This is a genomic window from Tsuneonella sp. HG249 (assembly GCF_053819205.1).
This window is the reverse complement of record NZ_JBSOQY010000001.1, coordinates 1291764-1307463: the sequence shown is the minus strand read 5'-3', so window position 1 is coordinate 1307463 and position 15700 is coordinate 1291764. Positions and strand designations below refer to the sequence as shown.

Annotated in this window: 18 protein-coding genes; 11 read left to right on the top strand and 7 right to left on the bottom strand. The window is 67.2% G+C overall.

Annotated features, from left to right (window positions below; genetic code table 11):
- The first annotated feature begins 1 nt into the window (after position 1).
- The 3 genes from ybeY (at position 2) to ACWPM1_RS06575 (ending at position 2366) form a co-directional block, all read left to right on the top strand.
- Positions 2-484 carry an rRNA maturation RNase YbeY gene (ybeY, locus tag ACWPM1_RS06585; protein WP_455694039.1) on the top strand — a complete coding sequence of 161 codons (483 nt, stop codon included), beginning with the start codon at positions 2-4 and terminating at the stop codon, positions 482-484.
- A 25-nt stretch (positions 485-509) separates the two neighbouring features.
- Complete coding sequence (locus ACWPM1_RS06580) at positions 510-1421, top strand: hemolysin family protein (protein WP_455694038.1); 912 nt, start codon at positions 510-512, stop codon at positions 1419-1421.
- A 63-nt stretch (positions 1422-1484) separates the two neighbouring features.
- The gene (locus tag ACWPM1_RS06575; RefSeq protein WP_455694037.1) at positions 1485-2366 is read left to right on the top strand and encodes a LysR substrate-binding domain-containing protein; all 882 of its coding nucleotides are present in this window, start codon (positions 1485-1487) and stop codon (positions 2364-2366) included.
- On the opposite strand, the gene ACWPM1_RS06570 is transcribed toward ACWPM1_RS06575, so the two are convergent.
- Genes ACWPM1_RS06570 through ACWPM1_RS06560 form a run of 3 tightly spaced genes read right to left on the bottom strand, consistent with a single transcriptional unit; the run spans position 2363 to position 3735 of the window.
- The gene (locus tag ACWPM1_RS06570) at positions 2363-2662 is read right to left on the bottom strand and encodes a helix-turn-helix domain-containing protein (protein ID WP_455694036.1); all 300 of its coding nucleotides are present in this window, start codon (positions 2660-2662) and stop codon (positions 2363-2365) included. The genes ACWPM1_RS06575 and ACWPM1_RS06570 overlap by 4 nt on opposite strands.
- Positions 2628-3251: a hypothetical protein gene (locus ACWPM1_RS06565; RefSeq protein WP_455694035.1), complete on the bottom strand. Its 624-nt coding sequence runs from the start codon at positions 3249-3251 to the stop codon at positions 2628-2630. The genes ACWPM1_RS06570 and ACWPM1_RS06565 overlap by 35 nt, the downstream gene beginning before the upstream one ends.
- A gap of 19 nt (positions 3252-3270) precedes the next feature.
- Positions 3271-3735: a peptidylprolyl isomerase gene (locus ACWPM1_RS06560; protein WP_455694034.1), complete on the bottom strand. Its 465-nt coding sequence runs from the start codon at positions 3733-3735 to the stop codon at positions 3271-3273.
- 80 nt (positions 3736-3815) lie between these two features.
- Between ACWPM1_RS06560 and mgtE the strand changes: the two genes are divergently transcribed.
- The 3 genes from mgtE (at position 3816) to ACWPM1_RS06545 (ending at position 5958) form a co-directional block, all read left to right on the top strand.
- A complete protein-coding gene (gene mgtE / locus ACWPM1_RS06555; RefSeq protein ID WP_455694033.1) occupies positions 3816-5258 on the top strand; it encodes a magnesium transporter in 1443 nt (480 codons plus the stop codon).
- Positions 5259-5261: 3 nt separating this feature from the next.
- Positions 5262-5654, top strand: a complete 393-nt coding sequence (locus tag ACWPM1_RS06550) for a DUF1489 family protein (RefSeq protein ID WP_455694032.1) — start codon at positions 5262-5264, stop codon at positions 5652-5654.
- A gap of 97 nt (positions 5655-5751) precedes the next feature.
- A complete protein-coding gene (locus tag ACWPM1_RS06545; RefSeq protein WP_455694031.1) occupies positions 5752-5958 on the top strand; it encodes a hypothetical protein in 207 nt (68 codons plus the stop codon).
- On the opposite strand, the gene ACWPM1_RS06540 is transcribed toward ACWPM1_RS06545, so the two are convergent.
- The 3 genes from ACWPM1_RS06540 to ACWPM1_RS06530 are packed head-to-tail and all read right to left on the bottom strand — an operon-like array spanning position 5955 to position 8817.
- Positions 5955-6629 carry a DsbA family oxidoreductase gene (locus ACWPM1_RS06540; protein ID WP_455694030.1) on the bottom strand — a complete coding sequence of 225 codons (675 nt, stop codon included), beginning with the start codon at positions 6627-6629 and terminating at the stop codon, positions 5955-5957. The two genes, ACWPM1_RS06545 and ACWPM1_RS06540, sit on opposite strands and share 4 nt — an antisense overlap.
- Positions 6626-7498 (bottom strand): NAD(+) diphosphatase, encoded by an 873-nt coding sequence (nudC, locus tag ACWPM1_RS06535; protein ID WP_455694029.1) that lies wholly within the window; start codon positions 7496-7498, stop codon positions 6626-6628. The genes ACWPM1_RS06540 and nudC overlap by 4 nt, the downstream gene beginning before the upstream one ends.
- Positions 7495-8817, bottom strand: coding sequence for a serine hydrolase domain-containing protein (locus ACWPM1_RS06530; RefSeq protein ID WP_455694028.1), 1323 nt, complete (start codon positions 8815-8817; stop codon positions 7495-7497). Before ACWPM1_RS06530 ends, nudC begins: the two co-directional genes overlap by 4 nt.
- A gap of 99 nt (positions 8818-8916) precedes the next feature.
- Here ACWPM1_RS06530 and ACWPM1_RS06525 point away from each other — a divergent pair, with 99 nt between their 5' ends.
- Positions 8917-9141, top strand: coding sequence for a hypothetical protein (locus ACWPM1_RS06525; RefSeq protein WP_455694027.1), 225 nt, complete (start codon positions 8917-8919; stop codon positions 9139-9141).
- Here the strand turns inward: ACWPM1_RS06525 and ACWPM1_RS06520 are convergent.
- Complete coding sequence (locus tag ACWPM1_RS06520; protein WP_455694026.1) at positions 9138-10157, bottom strand: A/G-specific adenine glycosylase; 1020 nt, start codon at positions 10155-10157, stop codon at positions 9138-9140. The genes ACWPM1_RS06525 and ACWPM1_RS06520 overlap by 4 nt on opposite strands.
- A 14-nt stretch (positions 10158-10171) precedes the next feature.
- Here ACWPM1_RS06520 and ACWPM1_RS06515 point away from each other — a divergent pair, with 14 nt between their 5' ends.
- From ACWPM1_RS06515 to ACWPM1_RS06500, 4 genes are all read left to right on the top strand, one after another.
- Complete coding sequence (locus ACWPM1_RS06515; protein WP_455694025.1) at positions 10172-10720, top strand: DUF721 domain-containing protein; 549 nt, start codon at positions 10172-10174, stop codon at positions 10718-10720.
- Positions 10717-11388 carry a DsbA family protein gene (locus tag ACWPM1_RS06510; protein WP_455694024.1) on the top strand — a complete coding sequence of 224 codons (672 nt, stop codon included), beginning with the start codon at positions 10717-10719 and terminating at the stop codon, positions 11386-11388. The genes ACWPM1_RS06515 and ACWPM1_RS06510 overlap by 4 nt, the downstream gene beginning before the upstream one ends.
- 90 nt (positions 11389-11478) lie before the next feature.
- Positions 11479-12219, top strand: a complete 741-nt coding sequence (locus tag ACWPM1_RS06505; protein WP_455694023.1) for a thioredoxin domain-containing protein — start codon at positions 11479-11481, stop codon at positions 12217-12219.
- Between the two features lie 27 nt (positions 12220-12246).
- Entirely contained in the window at positions 12247-15669 is a 3423-nt protein-coding gene (locus ACWPM1_RS06500; protein WP_455694022.1) for a chromosome segregation SMC family protein, read from the top strand.
- The last annotated feature ends 31 nt before the right edge of the window (positions 15670-15700 follow it).

Genomic DNA, 15700 nt, shown 5'->3' with positions numbered 1-15700 from the left:
CATGAACCTCGATATCGACATCGACGGGTGGCCCGGGCCGACCGATTGGGCGGACCTGGCCGAGCGTGCGGTCGAAGCGGCCGAAGCGGTCGCGCCGGAACTTGCCAACCAGCGGCTCACTGCGAGCGTGCTGTTTACCGTCGACGAGGAAGTCCGGACGCTGAACCGCGAATGGCGGCTCAAGGACGCCCCGACAAACGTGCTGTCATTCCCGATGATGACGCGCGCCGAACTGCTGGCACTCGCCGAGGATGGCGGTCCTGAGATGCTCGGCGACATCGCGCTGGCGCGCGAAACCTGCCTGCGCGAAGCCGAGGAGAAGGGGATTCCGGTCGACGACCATGCCGCGCATCTCCTGGTGCACGGGCTGCTGCATCTGTCGGGGCGGGATCATGTCGATGCCGGTGAGGCCGAGGCAATGGAAACGCTCGAGATCAGAGCCCTTGCCAGCATGGGTGTTGCCGACCCATATGGGAACGCCTGAACCACAGGGGACTTTTTCAGGGGCCATGCCCGACAACGATTCCCAATCGGGAGAATCGGACAGTAAACGCGGGCTGTGGCTCGCGGTCCGCAAGTTCTTCGACACCGATGACGGCGAACGCTCCTTGCGCGAACAGCTCGAGGAAGCGATTGACGAGCACGATGCCGCGCAAGAAGCCGAGGGCGAGTCGCCCGGCGCCAACGGCGACCTCTCGAGCGTCGAACGCCAGATGGTGCGCAACCTGCTCCATTTCTCCGAACACGATGCCGACGACGTCGCAATCCCGCGCGGTGAAATCGTCGCGCTCAGTGCCGCTGCGACTTGGGACGAAGTGGTCGCCGCCTTTGCCGAGCACGGTCATTCGCGGCTGCTCGTCTACCGCGACACCCTCGATACGGTAATCGGCATGATGCACATCAAGGACGTGTTCCCGATCATCGCCACCGGCGCCGAGCCGCCGGCCGACTGGACCAGCCTGATGCGCCAGCCGCTCTATGTGCCACAGGCCCGCAATGCGCTCGACGTCCTGGCCGACATGCGCCAGCAACGCATCCACCTGGCCGTGGTGGTCGACGAGTACTCGGGCACCGATGGGCTTATCACTATCGAGGACCTCGTCGAGGAAATCGTCGGCGAGATCGAGGACGAGCACGACGACGAGGCGGAAGAATGGATCGTCGCGCTGCCGGACGGCATGTGGGATTGCGACGCGCGCGCCGAACTCGACGATATTGCCGAGCAGATCGATCCTCGCTTGGCAGAAGTCGAGGAAGCGGTGGATACGCTCGGGGGGCTCGCATTCGTTTTGGCGGAGTCGGTTCCGGCGGTCGGCACGATCCTAACCCACGAGAGCGGTTGGAAAATCGAGGTGACCGACGCCGACGAGACCCACGTGAAGCGGCTTCGGTTGCATCCACCACAAGCGCTCGAAGACTAGTTATTTCGCAAGTGCGGTAGAAATCCGCTCGACAACGCACCCGCACCTTAGCATCAACACGCCATGACCCGCCGCCTTCCTCCTCTGCGCGCGCTGGAAGCATTCCTGCGCGTCGTCCGCCTCGGTTCGGCGCGGGCTGCGGCGGCGGAACTCGGTCTAAGCCCATCGGCGCTGTCACGCCGGATAGGGACGCTAGAAGAGTTCGTCGGCAAGAAGCTGTTTACCCGCGCGCACCAGGCGATGCAGCTTACCGACGACGGGCGTTCGTTCTACGACGCGGTAGCGCCGCACATTGAGGCGCTGGCCGCCGCGGTCGAATCACAGTCGGACACCCTTGGGCTCATGCGACTGCACCTCGGGGTTCTGCCGCTTTTCGGGGGGCAGCGGCTGTTTCCGCGTCTGCCCGAGCTACGCAAGCTGCACCCCCGCCTGCACATCGACATCGACACCGGACCCCATCTACTGGACCGTGTCGGGGACACGCTCGATGCGGCGATAATTCTCCATCACAAGCCGGATTCTTCGCTTCACGCGGTGCGCCTCGACCACAATCATGTCTATGCGATTGCCTCGCCCGAACTGGCCGCGCAGATCGGTCCCAAGCCCGACCCGAAGAAGCTCGCGACACAGACCTTTCTGGTACACAACGAACTGCCCGACAGCTTCGTGACCTGGCGCGAGGCGATGGGGCTCAAGCGGTTCGAGCCGGCGGCGATCGACCACTACGATTCCGGCCAGCTCATTCTGGAGGCGGCCGCCCAAGGCCTCGGCATCGCCATCATGCATGACGATCACTTCAAGCGCGCCGGCGACGGGAGGCTCGCCCGGCTATTCGACGTCGATGTCGAAAGCCCGTACTCCTATTGGTTCGTGTGCCGCCCTCGCGATCTCGAGCAGCGACCGGTACGCCTTTTTCACGACTGGCTGGTCAACGCCGGCCTTTAGCGCGCGAGCGCCTGGGCCGGCGCGCCGAGCACCGCCTTACGCAAGGCAAGGGACTGCTTGAGCATCGGATTGTCGAGCTTGAGGAACGCTTGCGGGCTCATGCCCAAAAACTCCTGCGCGTCGCGCACGAAGTGCGAGTAGTCGGTGTAGGCGGGGTCGATCGCCGCCGAGCGCTCGTTGGCTTGTGCGCTTGCGACGGCGTGGAGCGAGCGGAGAAACCGCGCCCGGCGTATTAGCAGCTTGGGGTTAAACCCGAACGCGCTACGCGCCAGCCTTTCCAGCGAGCGGACGGACACGCCCACCCTCTCGGCCATCGCGCCGACGGTGCGCATTTGGGGATCGAGCAACGCCGTCTCGAATATCCCCGATACGCGGGTCCTCGGGGCGCGCGGACGCGAGCGTATCGCGTAAGAACCGATCGAGCAAAGCGGGTATGCCATCGTCGGATTCGATGATCGCAAGCGATTGCGTAAGGTGCGCCAGGTTCCCGCGCAGCGCCCGCCCGGGATCGCCGACGCGGTTGGTCCAGTCCGCCACCTGTTGTGTCGCCAGACGGGCCCAGCCCCGCGGGAGAATGCCGATTCCGATCGTCAGGCCCCGGCCGCTATCGGACCACGTGACACCGCTGGTCGGGCCGAACAGCGCGACGTGTGGCACCGCTTGCCAATCCTGGCCCGGTGCTCGCACACGCCATGCGCCTGCCTCGCCGAAGGTAATGCGAAGGATTGGCCACGCCGGCTGGAAGACGTCGCGCTGCCGCTCCTCCTCGGGCGGCCGCACGGCGTAGAGGTGATACCCGCTGACCAACCCCGCTAACTCGGGATCGGGTCGCCAGTACCGCATGCGCGGCTCGCTCGGGAGCCGCGTGAAGCGGTTCCCTGACATTGAACCGGCGCCGCTCAAGTCAGGCGACGGTGGCCTTGACGATCTTGCCCGGCTGGCGCGGCGGCTCGCCCTTGGGCAGCGCATCGACATGTTCCATGCCGCTCTCGACGTTACCCCACACAGTATACTGGCGGTCGAGGAAGCGGGCATCGTCGAAGCAGATGAAGAATTGGCTGTTGGCGCTGTTCGGGTCGTTGGTACGAGCCATCGAGCAGGTGCCACGCACATGCGGCTCGGCGTTGAACTCCTGCTTGAGATCTGGCTTCTTGCTGCCGCTCATGCCGGTGCCAGTGGGGTCGCCGCCCTGGGCCATGAAGCCCGGGATGACCCGGTGAAACACCACGCCGTCGTAGAACCCTTCCTGCGCGAGTTCGCTGATGCGTTCGACGTGCCCTGGCGCCAGATCGGAGCGGAGCCGAATGACGACGTCGCCGCCCTCCCCGTTGCCGGTGTCGAGAGTGAGGGTAAGCGTTTCGGCGGCCATGGTAATCTCCTGTAAGCGAGTCGTGGGTCGATAGGGCGCGCCTGCTTGCGTTTCAACCGCGCGCGCCTAAGGCCGGGCCAATGGCGGACGAGCAGTTCATCGAAGACGATCTGCGCCCCGGCGAAGAGGCCGGGCGACCTGACGATCGCGTCGACGACGAGCGGCACGACGAGGACAATCGCCTCAAGCCGGGCTACGTCCGCAGTGTCAATGAAGCGCTTGATCGGAACGATAAGGCGCTCGTTTATGAACTCGTAGAACCGCTGCATCCGGCCGACGTCGCCGATCTGTTCGAATTGCTCGACGCCGACGACCGCCCTCGCCTCGCCGCCGCAATCAGCGACCTCCTTAGCGGTGAGGTGATCGCCGAACTCAACGACCACGTTCGCGAGGTAATGATCGACGCGCTGGCGCCCGAAGCTGTCGCCGAAATCGCCGAACAGCTCGACACCGACGACGCGGTCCAGCTGATCGAGGACCTCGAACCCGCCGAGCAGGCCGCGGTGCTCGCGGAGATGGAGCCGGAAGACCGCGCCGCCATCGAAAGGGCGCTGGCTTACCCGGAGGAGACCGCCGGCCGGCTGATGAGCCGCGAATTCGTCGCGGTCCCGGAGCACCTCACCGTCGGTGACCTGATCGACTTCCTCCGCGATGCCGGACCCGGCGAATTGCCGACCGAGTTCTGGGAAGTGTTCGTGGTTGATCCGGCGCATCATCCGGTGGGTACCTGCCTGCTGAGCTGGATCGTCCGGACGCCGCGGCACATCGCCCTCGCCGACGTGATGAAGCGCGACCAGACCCTGATCCCGGTCACGATGGACCAGGAAGAGGTCGGCAACATGTTCCAGAAGTACGCCCTGATCTCGGCCGCCGTCGTGGACGAGAACGGCCGGCTGGTCGGGCAGATGACCGTCGACGACGTCGTCCACATCATCTCGGAAGAGGCGAGCGAGGACGTACTCCTGCTGTCCGGCGCGGGCGACGGCGACATCAACGAACCGATCCGGGAGGCTTACGCCGCCCGTGTCCGCTGGCTGGTGGCGAACCTCGGCACGGCGGTCGTCGCTAGCACTATCATCGCCATGTTCGGCGCGGCAATCGAGCAACTCGTCGCGCTCGCGGTGCTGATGCCGATCGTCGCCAGCATCGGTGGCAACGCCGGCACCCAGACGATGGCGGTGACGGTCCGCGCGATCGCCATGAACCAGCTGACCCGCGCGAACACCCGTCGGATGATCTGGCGCGAGCTGAGGGTCGCGCTGCTCAATGGCGCCACGATCGCGTTGCTCATCGGTGTCGCCGTCGCAATGCTGTTCACGCCGCAGCTCGGCATGGTGATCGCTGCCGCCATGGTGATCAACATCGTGGTCGCCGGGCTGGCGGGCGTGGCGGTGCCGGTGATCTTCGAGCGGCTCGACCAGGACCCGGCGGTCGCTTCGAGCGTGTTCGTCACGATGATCACCGATTCGATGGGCTTCTTCGCATTCCTCGGGCTGGCGGTGGCGGCCGGCTTGGCGGGCTGATCCATGCCGTTGAGCATGACCAAAATCGCGTTCCGCTCCAAGAGCATCGACACGCTACGCGAGTGGGTCGAGGCGGGCGACGAGGCGCACATGCAGACCCGCTACCGCCCGACGCGGCATGCCGAGATGATTGGCGGATCGCTCTACTGGATCATGGAACATGCGATCGTCGCCCGCAGCGAGATCATCGGGTTCGAACAGCGCCCCGACGGTCACTGGACGATCCGCTTGGTGCCCAAGCTGATCCTGGTCGAGCCCAAGCACAAGCGCGCGCACCAGGGCTGGCGCTACCTTGACGAGAAGAAGGCGCCCCGCGACCTCGAGGAAGGCGAAATCGCCGGAGACGCGATCCCGGGCCGGCTCGCCGGGCGGCTCACGAAGCTTGGCCTGATCTAGCCGGAACCCGCATCGCGGCGTGCCCGTTGGCTCTCCAGAGGAGAGTTGAGATGACCAAGCGCGATCCCCCCATTCCGATAACGAGCTGATCGATGCGATGCAGGAGGAGGCCGGCGGGTCGACCGCCCAGAATGACCGGTCGGGAGGCAACCTCGCTCGCGATGTCGGCACCCGCGCCGGGCAGAAGAGAATCGAAGGTCACCTCGAAGGCGAAGAGGTCGATCGCGTCAGGGCTTCCGACAAGGAAACGGATACCTTGAAAGGCGATGACACCATCAATGCCATGCCGACGACCGGCGGTTAGGCTCGGCGGGCGACCACCTTGCGCAGGACGTTGACGTACGTCTCCGGTTCCTGCGCACCCGGCACGATGAACTGGCGGTCGATCACCATCGCCGGGACGCCGGATACGTTGTTTTCCCACGCCAGCCTTTCCTCGGCTCGTACCGCAGTGGCAATGGCCGGATCGTCGAGCGCCCTTTCCGCAGCTTGCCGGTCGAAACCCTGCTCCTCGGCGACGTCGAGCAGCACTTCCCGCTGCCCAACGTTGCGGCGCTGCTGAAAATGGGCCGAGAATAGCGCGAGCTTGAGCCGCGTCTGCGCATTGGGACCATCCACATCGAGTGCCCAGCGCAGCAGCTTGTGCGCGCCGAACGTGTTCCACAGCATCGATGGCGGCGGGTCGCCATCGCCGGTGTAGTCGAACGGGAATCCGGCCGCGCGAGCCCGTTCGGCCATCATAGTCCGTCCTTCGGCCGCCTGCTGGGGCGTGCGGCCGTACTTGCGCGCGATATGCGCGACGCTCTCCTCGCCCCCGGGCGGCATGTCGGGATTGAGCTCGAACGGCAACCAGCGAACTTCGGCTTCAATCTCGCCCTTCAGCTCCTCGAGCGCGGTCTCGAGGTGCTTGTAGCCGATGACGCACCAGGGGCACATTACATCGGACCAGATGTCGATCGTTACCCGCTCGGTCACCGGTCGAGCCACCACGTCACGAGATGGTGCGCGATCGCCCACGATCGGGGGAAGATCAGGTCGCCTGTTCCGTCAGGTCCGGCGGCGCGAGCTTCCTCCATCTCGGCGCGTGTGAACCAGCGGGCTTCTTCGAGCTCGGTGCGGTCGATGGTGATCTCGTCTCCTTCGGCGATCGAATGACAGCCGATCATCAGCTGGCTCGGGAACGGCCACGGCTGGCTGGCGATGTAGCTGACATCGCGGACGCGCACCCCGGCCTCCTCGAACACCTCGCGCGCGACGGCTTCCTCGATCGTCTCGCCCGGCTCGACGAACCCGGCGAGCGCCGAGAAGATGCGCGGCGGAAAGCGGGGCTGCCGCCCGAGCAGCAGCTTGTCTTCGTGTTCGACGAGCATGATCGTCACCGGATCGGTGCGCGGGAAGTGTTGGGCGCTGCAGGAAGCGCAGTCGCGCTGCCACCCGCCTTTCGCCAGGCGGGTGGGACTGCCGCAGCGCGCGCAGAAGCGGTGGCGCGCGTGCCAGTCCACCAGGCTGCGCGCGCCACCGTAAAGCGCGAGATCCTGCGGCGAGAGGACCTGCATCGCCTGCCACACCTGAGGCTGGGCGTAGGCGGGGCCCTCTGCCCCCTGGTCGGGCACGGCGGCGAAGCAGGCTTTGCCATCGAGCAGGCCGAGGAACACCAGGTCCGCGTTCTCCGGCGCCTCGGCAAGACTACCCCATGCCAGCGTGCCGCTCGCCGGATCGTACGAGGGCAGCAGGCCGTCGAGCCGCAACAGCCGCGCGCGCCAGTCCATCGCGGACGCCAACGCGTCCGGATCGGTGCGCACGTGATCGGCGCGATCGAGCGGCGAACCGCTGAAGGCGATCACGCCGCCGCTTTGCCCGCCATCGCCGCCAGGTCGGCCAGCACGGCCTTCGTGAACTCCGCGGTGAGCGGGTACGTGTCGGACGGCATGTACTGAGTCATCATGGTGGCGCGCAGGCCACGTTTCATGTCCACAAAAGCCACCGTGCCCGCAGCGCCGCCCCAGCCGTAGGTACCTGCCTGATCGCCCAGGCCGACCCGGCCGCCTGCGCCGAAGCCCGAACCCTCGGCGAAAGTGCCCCCGGTCTGAACGCCTTCCGGAAGCAGGTTGGACGTGCCGACCCGAACGGCCAGTTCGCTCATCACGCGCTTCCCGTCGATCTTGCCGTACCCCAGCAACATGCGGAGGAAGCGGTCGTAGTCACGAGTGGACGAAACCAGCCCCGCCCCGCCGAACGGAAACGCCGGTGGATCGGTATAGACCGACTGGTTGGCCGGATCGATGGGCACCAGGTTCCCCTGGAGAATGCCATAGTTCGTGGTTAGGCGGCCGATCTCACTATCGGGCACTTCGAAGAAGGTGCTCGTCATGCCCGCCGGATCGAAGATGCGCTGCTTGAGGAAGGCGTCGAACGGCTGGCCCGAAGCGACCTCGATCACCCTGCCGAGCAGGTCGAGGCTGACCGAATACGACCAGCGCGTGCCGGGCTGCGCGACCAGGGGGATATCGGCCAGCCGGTCCGCGAACGTCTCGAGGCTGCGAACGGGTGTGCCGCGGCCGAACATCGCGCCGATCGGCAGCTTGGTCACCTGTCCCGGGATCAACCCCGCGTCCTCGTAAGCGGTCTTGATCGGACCCTTCTGGATAATGCCGTAGCCTAGGCCGGCTGTGTGCGTGAGCAAGTGCCGGATCGTAATCGGCCGCTCGGCGGGCACGAGGTCGGTGAGCGAACCGTCGTAGGTCTTCTGCACTTGCACCTTGGCATACTTGGGCAAGATTTCGGCCAGCGGCTGATCCAGCCCGAGCTTGCCTTCGTCGATGAGAATCATCGCCGCCATGCCGGTCACCGGCTTGGTCATCGAATAGATGCGGTACAGGCTGTCGATTCCGGCGGGCGCGTCGACGCCGATCGCCAGGTTGCCACCCGAAATGACTTCCGCGTCGCGCTGGCCCCAGCCGAGCGCGGCGACGATGTTGGCCAGCTTGCGCGGCCCAGTGTAGCCCTCGATCAGCTTGGCCACACTCGGCCAACTGGCGGAATCCTGCGCCCAAGCCGCGCGCAAGGGCAAGCCGCCAAGCGCGGCGCCGGCACCCAGCCACGCGCTGGACCGCAACAGAGAGCGCCGCGACATCTGAGGCGTCTCGAAATCCCTGAAAGCCATCGGCCACTCCCATTTCAGTTGCAAATCGGGATTTGCGGCATGCCGGCCGCGCGGTCAATCGGGCTTGCGTTCGAATGGTGTGCTATCCATATAGGACACATGGGCAACGCAATCGCATTCCTCCTCGGTCTCATCTCGCTGGTGATCGTTATCCCCGCGACGATCCCTTTCCTCGGCTGGGCCAACTGGCTCGCGCTTCCGCTGATTATTGTCGGCGTGATCGTGGGGCAGCTGTCCTCGACCAGCAAGGCGGGCCGGAACTTCTGCCTGGTCGTGCTGCTGGTCGCCGTTGTGCGCCTCAGCCTCGGCGGCGGCCTGATCTAGGCCAACGCCCTCGCCGCGGCCTTGGCGAACACGGTCGGTAGCCCGGCCTCGTCGAGGCGCGCAATCGGCCACCATTCCCCTTCTTCGGTCGGCGCTGCATTTCCGCTGGCCTTGACAGCGAGCTCGAGGTCGAAGTGCGTGAAGCCATGGCGGATCGACCCGGCATCTCGCCAGTCGCCCGCGGGCGCGCCCGAGCCGTTTCCCTGTGCCGACCAGCCGTCGTCCGGCAGCGCGCGCATGCCGCCGAGCATGCCGGATGGAGGGCGGCGGACTATCCAGACCGATCCCTCGCGCTCGATCCACAGTGCCGTTCCCTTGCGCTGCGGCTTGGCCCTCTTCGGGGCTTTCACCGGATAGAACGCCGGATCACTCTCGGCGCGGGCGCGGCAATCTGCGGCCAAGGGGCACAGCAGGCAGCGCGGCTGACGCGGCGTGCAAACGGTTGCGCCGAGGTCCATCATCGCTTGCGCGAAGTCGCCCGCACGCCTCGCCGGCGTGATAGCGTCGGTAGCTGCGCGAATGGGCTTGCGCGCACCCGGAAGCGGCTCGGCTATGGCGAACAATCGCGCGACCACCCGTTCGACGTTGGCATCGACCACCACGGCGCGCCGGCCGAAGGCGATCGCGGCGACGGCCGCCGCGATATAGGCGCCCACGCCGGGCAACGCGCGCAAGCCAGCCTCGGTATCGGGGAACCCGCCGCGTGCCGCCGTCGCTCGTGCTGCGGCGACCAGATTGCGGGCGCGCGAGTAGTAGCCGAGCCCGGCCCAGGCGGCCATCACGTCGGCCTCGTCGGCCGCAGCCAGCGCTTCCACCGTCGGCCATAGCGCGAGGAACTTCGCGTAGTAGGGCGCGGCCATCGCGGTGGTCGTCTGCTGCAACATGACCTCGGACAGCCACACACGGTACGGGTCCGGCGGTGGTTTCCCGGGAGGGCTGCGCCAGGGTAGCGCGCGGGCGTGCCGGTCGTACCACGCGAGCAGGCGCTCTCCGACGGTCTCCTCGCTGGCGCTCATGGCGCGCCTATGGCATGGCCGCCGCGACGATGGAACGGGACGCGCCACCACCACCGAACAAGGCCAAGGCACGCGCCTACGAGCGGCCGCGCGGGGGACCCGCGAAATCGATCGCGGAACTCACTCCGCAAGTGGGCCGCACCGCTTTCCGCCGCTACGGCTTCGTCCAGTCGAGCGTGGTGACCCGCTGGCCCGAGATCGTCGGCGCGCATCACGCGAAGGTCTGTACGCCAGAGGCGATCCGCTTCCCCCCCGGGGAGAAAGCCGACGGCATCCTCCAACTCGTCGTGCTGCCCGCGCATGCGCCGCTGATCCAGCACGTCGTTCCGGAGATCATGGAGCGGGTGAACCGCTTCTTCGGCTACAAGGCGGTCGCCCGCGTCAAGCTGCGGCAAGGAAACGTTCAGCCGCCACGTGCTGAGGCGCGGCCCGCGGCGCCGCCTTCGTTGAAACCGATCCCGCTCGAGCTGGGCGACAGCTTGCGCGACATCGGTGATCCGGAGCTGCGCACAGTGCTGGAATCGCTCGCCCGCACGCTGGGCGGACAGGAGGAAACCAAGTGAAGTTCGCCAAGCTGGCCCTGGCCGGCATTGCCGCAATCGCCGCGACCACCGCGCTCGCGGCGTCCAACTGGCTCACCACCGTAGATACGGCTGGCGGCGGGCATCGCATCGGCAATCCGGCCGCAAAAGTGAAGCTGACCGAGTTCGTCAGCTACACCTGCACTCACTGCGGCGAATTCGCGCAAGAGGGATCGAACGCGCTCGACGTCTATGTCGCCACGGGCAAGGTTCAACTCGACGTCCGCCATGTCGTGCGCGATCCGGTGGATCTGACGGCCGCCATGCTCGCCAATTGTGGTCCCGCCGCCAAGTTCCCGCGCAATCACGCCGCGCTTATCCTGTCGCAACCTAAATGGCTGCCGGTCGCCCAGCGCGCGACGGCCGGACAAAAGTCGCGCTGGTACAACGGCCCCGGCCCCGAGCGCCGGCGCGCGATTGCAGCGGACCTCAAGTTCTACGACACCATGATCGGGCGCGGCTACGAGCGCGTGGCCCTCGACCGGTGCCTGTCGGACGAGGCCCTCGCCAAGCGTCTGACCGACCAATCCGCCGCCGACGGCAAGAAGTGGGGCGTGACCAGCACCCCCAGCTTCGCGATCGACGGCACGATGCTGGCCGGCACCTCCACGTGGAATGTGCTGCAGGTCCAGCTCGACGCTCGCTTGTGAGCCCGGCCCCGTAGTTGTGGAAAGCGCCCGGCGGCGCTTCACCGTCTTCCCGCGCTGATATAGGCTCGTCTACCACCCGAAAGGATGATCATGCTTCGCACTGCCTCGTTTGCCCTTGTCGCCGCACTGGCCCTTGCCGGCTGCAAGTCGGAAGAAGCTCCTGCCGACGGCACAATCGCCGAAGGCAAGCCGGTCGCCGCGGTCGCCGCGCCCACGGGCCAGGTCTGGTCCGAGGTTGCCGCAGTGACGCCGGAAGGCGGCGTCGTCCAGGGCAACCCGAACGCACCGATCAAGCTGGTCGAGTACGCCAGCCACACCTGCGGCCACTGCGCCGAGTTCGCCGAAGCCGCCGCCGAGCCGCTGCGCACGAAGTACATCGACAGCGGCAAGGTGAGCTACGAGATCCGCAACCAGATCCACGACCCGATCGACCTGACCTTTGCCGTGCTCGCGCGGTGTGCCGGCCCCGAAGCGTTCCACGCGTTCGCCGAGCAGGGCTGGGGAAATCTCGAGGCCATGTTCGCCCAAATGCAGGCTAACCAGGCGGCGCTTGAAGCGGCCGCATCCGCCCAGGGCGCGGCACGGTTCGACGGCATCGCCAACGCGGCCGGTCTCTACGATTTCTTCGCCCAGCGCGGCGTGTCGCGCGACCAGGCGCGCACTTGCCTCGCCAAGACCGACACCGCGACCAAGATCGCGGCCAACTCCGACAGCCAGTCCAAGGAACTGAACGTCTCCGGCACCCCGACGTTCTTCATCAACGGCAGCAACCTCGGCACACAGACCTGGGCCACGTTAGAACCCATCCTCCAGCGCGCCGGCGCCAGGTAAAGCCCGGCGCGAGGGGGAAAGCGCCGGATGCTCATCAGGCGGCTCAAGCTCAGCGGGTTCAAGAGCTTCGTAGAGCCGTCTGAGCTCCGCATCGAGCGGGGGCTGACCGGCGTTGTCGGCCCCAACGGCTGCGGCAAGTCAAACCTGCTCGAGGCGATCCGCTGGGTGATGGGCGAGAATTCGCCCAAGTCGATGCGCTCGGGCGGGATGGACGACGTCATCTTCGCGGGCACCGCTCAGCGGCCGCAGCGCGACTTCGCCGAAGTCGTGATCTCAGGCGAAGGTGACGACGGCAAGGAGCTGGAGGTAGTCCGCCGTATCGAACGCGGCGCCGGCAGCGCCTATCGCATCAACGGGCGAGATGTGCGGGCAAAGGACGTGGCGCTGACCTTCGCCGATGCCGCAACCGGCGCGCATTCGCCTGCGCTCGTCAGCCAGGGTAAAATCGCCCAGGTGATCGCCGCCAAGCCGGCCGAACGGCGGATGATGCTGGAAGAGGCCGCGGGCATCGCGGGCTTGCACGTCCGCCGCCGCGACGCCGAGGGCAAGCTCCGCCAGACCGAAGCCAACCTCGCCCGGTTGGAAGACCTCATGGCGGGACTCGACAGCCAGATCGCCACCCTTCGCCGGCAAGCCAAGCAGGCGGAACGCTACAAGGCGCTGTCGGACCAGATACGCGTAGCGGAGGCGCGTTTGTTGTTCGCTCGCTGGCGCGACGCGGCGGCCGCGGCGGAGGCGGCGCGAGCGGACGCCAAGGCGGCAGACGAGCGAGTCACCAACGCGCAAGCTGCCCAAACCGCCGCCCAAAAAGTCCAGCATGCTGCTGCCAGGGCCCACACCGAAGCACGCGACGAACTCGCCGACCGGCGCGACGATGCGACGGCCCACGGCCACCGGATGGCCGCGCTCACGAGCCAGCTCGAAGCGGCGGAACAACGGCTCGCTGATCTCGACCGCCAGAAGGCCCGGCTCGAAGACGACCGTGGGGATGCCGACCGCCTGACGCGTGATGCCGCCGAGGCGCTGGCCAGACTCGAGAAGGAACTGGCCACCAACGCGGCGGCGCTCGAGGCGGACGAAGCACGGCGCCCGGCTCTCGAGGCCAAGCTGGAAAACGTCGACCGGGCGGGTCGCGCGGCAGAATTGGCGCTGGCCAGGGCGACGGCGGACCACGCCGGGATCGAGGCCGAATGGCGCGTAGCCGAAGCCGAAGTGGCCCAAGCCGAGGCGCGGCTTGCGCGGCTCGATGGCGAATGTCGCCGGCAGGACGAGTTGCGCGCGGCATTGTCTGCCCAAGGCGACCCGGTTGCTTCCGTGGCCGAGGCGCAACGAACCGTCGATGGTGCTGCGGAGACGCTGGCCCATGCACGCGACGCATTAGAAGCGAAGCGCGCTCGCAAAGAATCGCTACAAGCCTTGCGCGACGATGCGGCCGACGCACTTTCGGCCGCGCGCGCGGATCTGGCGGGGCTCGAACGCGAGTTCGCCGCGCTCGATCGTGACCGGCAGGCGCGCGCCAAGCAAGCCGCTGGCAAGCACGGCCTGCCCATTGCGCTGAACAACGTGCGCGCCGCGCCGGGCTACGAGCGGGCCGTGGCCGCCGTCCTGGGCCGCGATGCATGGTCACCCCTGGGTGCGCCTCCGGTCGATGGCGAGGGCCGGTACTGGACCGGTTCGAAGCCGCCGGCGCCGGTCGCCAATGCCCTCGCTCACCATGTCCCGGACTCCCCCCCCCAACTAGCGGCCAGGCTGGCGCTGGTTCACGTCGCGGAGACGGACGATGGGCGCGATCTGGCCCCGGGCGAATGGCTGGTCACAAAAGCCGGCGAACTCCGCCGGTGGGATGGGTTCGTCGCCCGCGGCGAAGGTGCCGCCGAAGCCGCACGGCTGGAGGCCGAGAACCGCCTCGCCGAACTCGAAGTCCTGCTGCCCCCGCGCCGCGATGCGGTGGCTGAAGCGGAAGCGCAACAGACTCTGGCGCAGGATCACCTAGCGTTGTTGCAGCGAGAGCTGATTGCCGACGAGCGTGCTTTGCAGGAAAGCGCCGAGCACGAACGCCGCGCCTTGCGCGCGCTCGACCAGGCCGAGACGGCGCGTGAGCGCCATGCTGCCCGGCTCGAGGAACTGTCGTCAGCGGCCGGTGATCTTGCAGAGCAGCGCAAGGCTGCGGAGGGGGAACTCGCCGGGGCCCGGAAGAAGCGCGCGGTGTTACCGTCGCCCGACGCCGGTCGTGCGACGCTCGATGCCGCGCGGGCACGGCACGAGGCCGCGCGCACCGCACTTCAGGCAGCCACCGCCGAGCTTGCCGCTCACGATCAGGGGCTGGCGGTCGCCCGCGAGCGCACGGCATCGCAGCGAGCCGATATCGCAAGCTGGCAAGCGCGCTCGGGCGAGGCCGCGCGGCGGCTGAGCGACATGACGCGGCGATTCGAGGAAATCGAACAAGAGCGCACGGTTGTCGCAGCCAAGCCTGACGGCCTCATGCGCGAGATCGAACGTGGTGACGAAATTCGCCAGCGGCTCGGCAAGGAACTTGCCAATGCCGAGGCCGCCGTCGCCGAAGCCCAGGCTGCCGCGCAGGCCGCCGATCGCGCTCACGCCGATGCGACCGAAGCCCTTGCCGCCGCGCGCGAGGCCCGGGCCGGTCTCGCCGCCCGTGCGGAGAACGAGGAACAGCGCCGCGAAGAAATGGCCCGCATTTCCGGTGAGCGCTTCCAGTGCCCCCCACCCCTGCTCGGTAGCCGCTTCGAGTTCGAAATCGAGACCGTCAGGAACGCGGGCCTCGAGGGCGAGGAGATGGAGCGGCTCACCGCCGGCCGCGAGCGGATCGGCCCCGTCAACCTCGTCGCCGCCGACGAGCTCGAGCGGATCGAATCGGAACACGGCACCAGCGCGGCCGAGCAAGCCGAGCTCGCCGAGGCGGTCAATCGGCTCCGCGGATCGATCGGCAACCTGAACCGCGAGGGGCGCGAGCGCTTGCGCGTCGCGTTCGAACAGGTCGATGGACACTTTCGCCGTCTGTTCACTCGCCTGTTCGAAGGTGGCCAGGCGCATCTGGCGCTCATCGATAGCGACGATCCGCTTGAGGCCGGCCTCGAGATCTTCGCCCAGCCCCCCGGCAAGCGGCTCCAGTCTCTCACGCTGCTCTCGGGCGGCGAACAAGCGCTGACAGCGATCGCGCTTATCTTCGCGCTCTTCCTGACCAATCCCGCGCCGATCTGCGTGCTCGACGAAGTCGACGCGCCGCTCGACGACGCGAATATCGACCGCTTCTGCGACCTGCTTGATTCGATGGTTGCGGAAACCGACACCCGCTACCTCATCGTCACCCACAATGCCGTGACGATGAGCCGGATGCATCGGTTGTTCGGGGTGACCATGGTCGAGCGCGGCATCAGTCGCCTCGTCAGCGTCGACCTTGGTGAAGCCGAGCTGCTGGCGGCGGAGTAACATTCCGCAAAATCGGAACACCTGCGCGCGC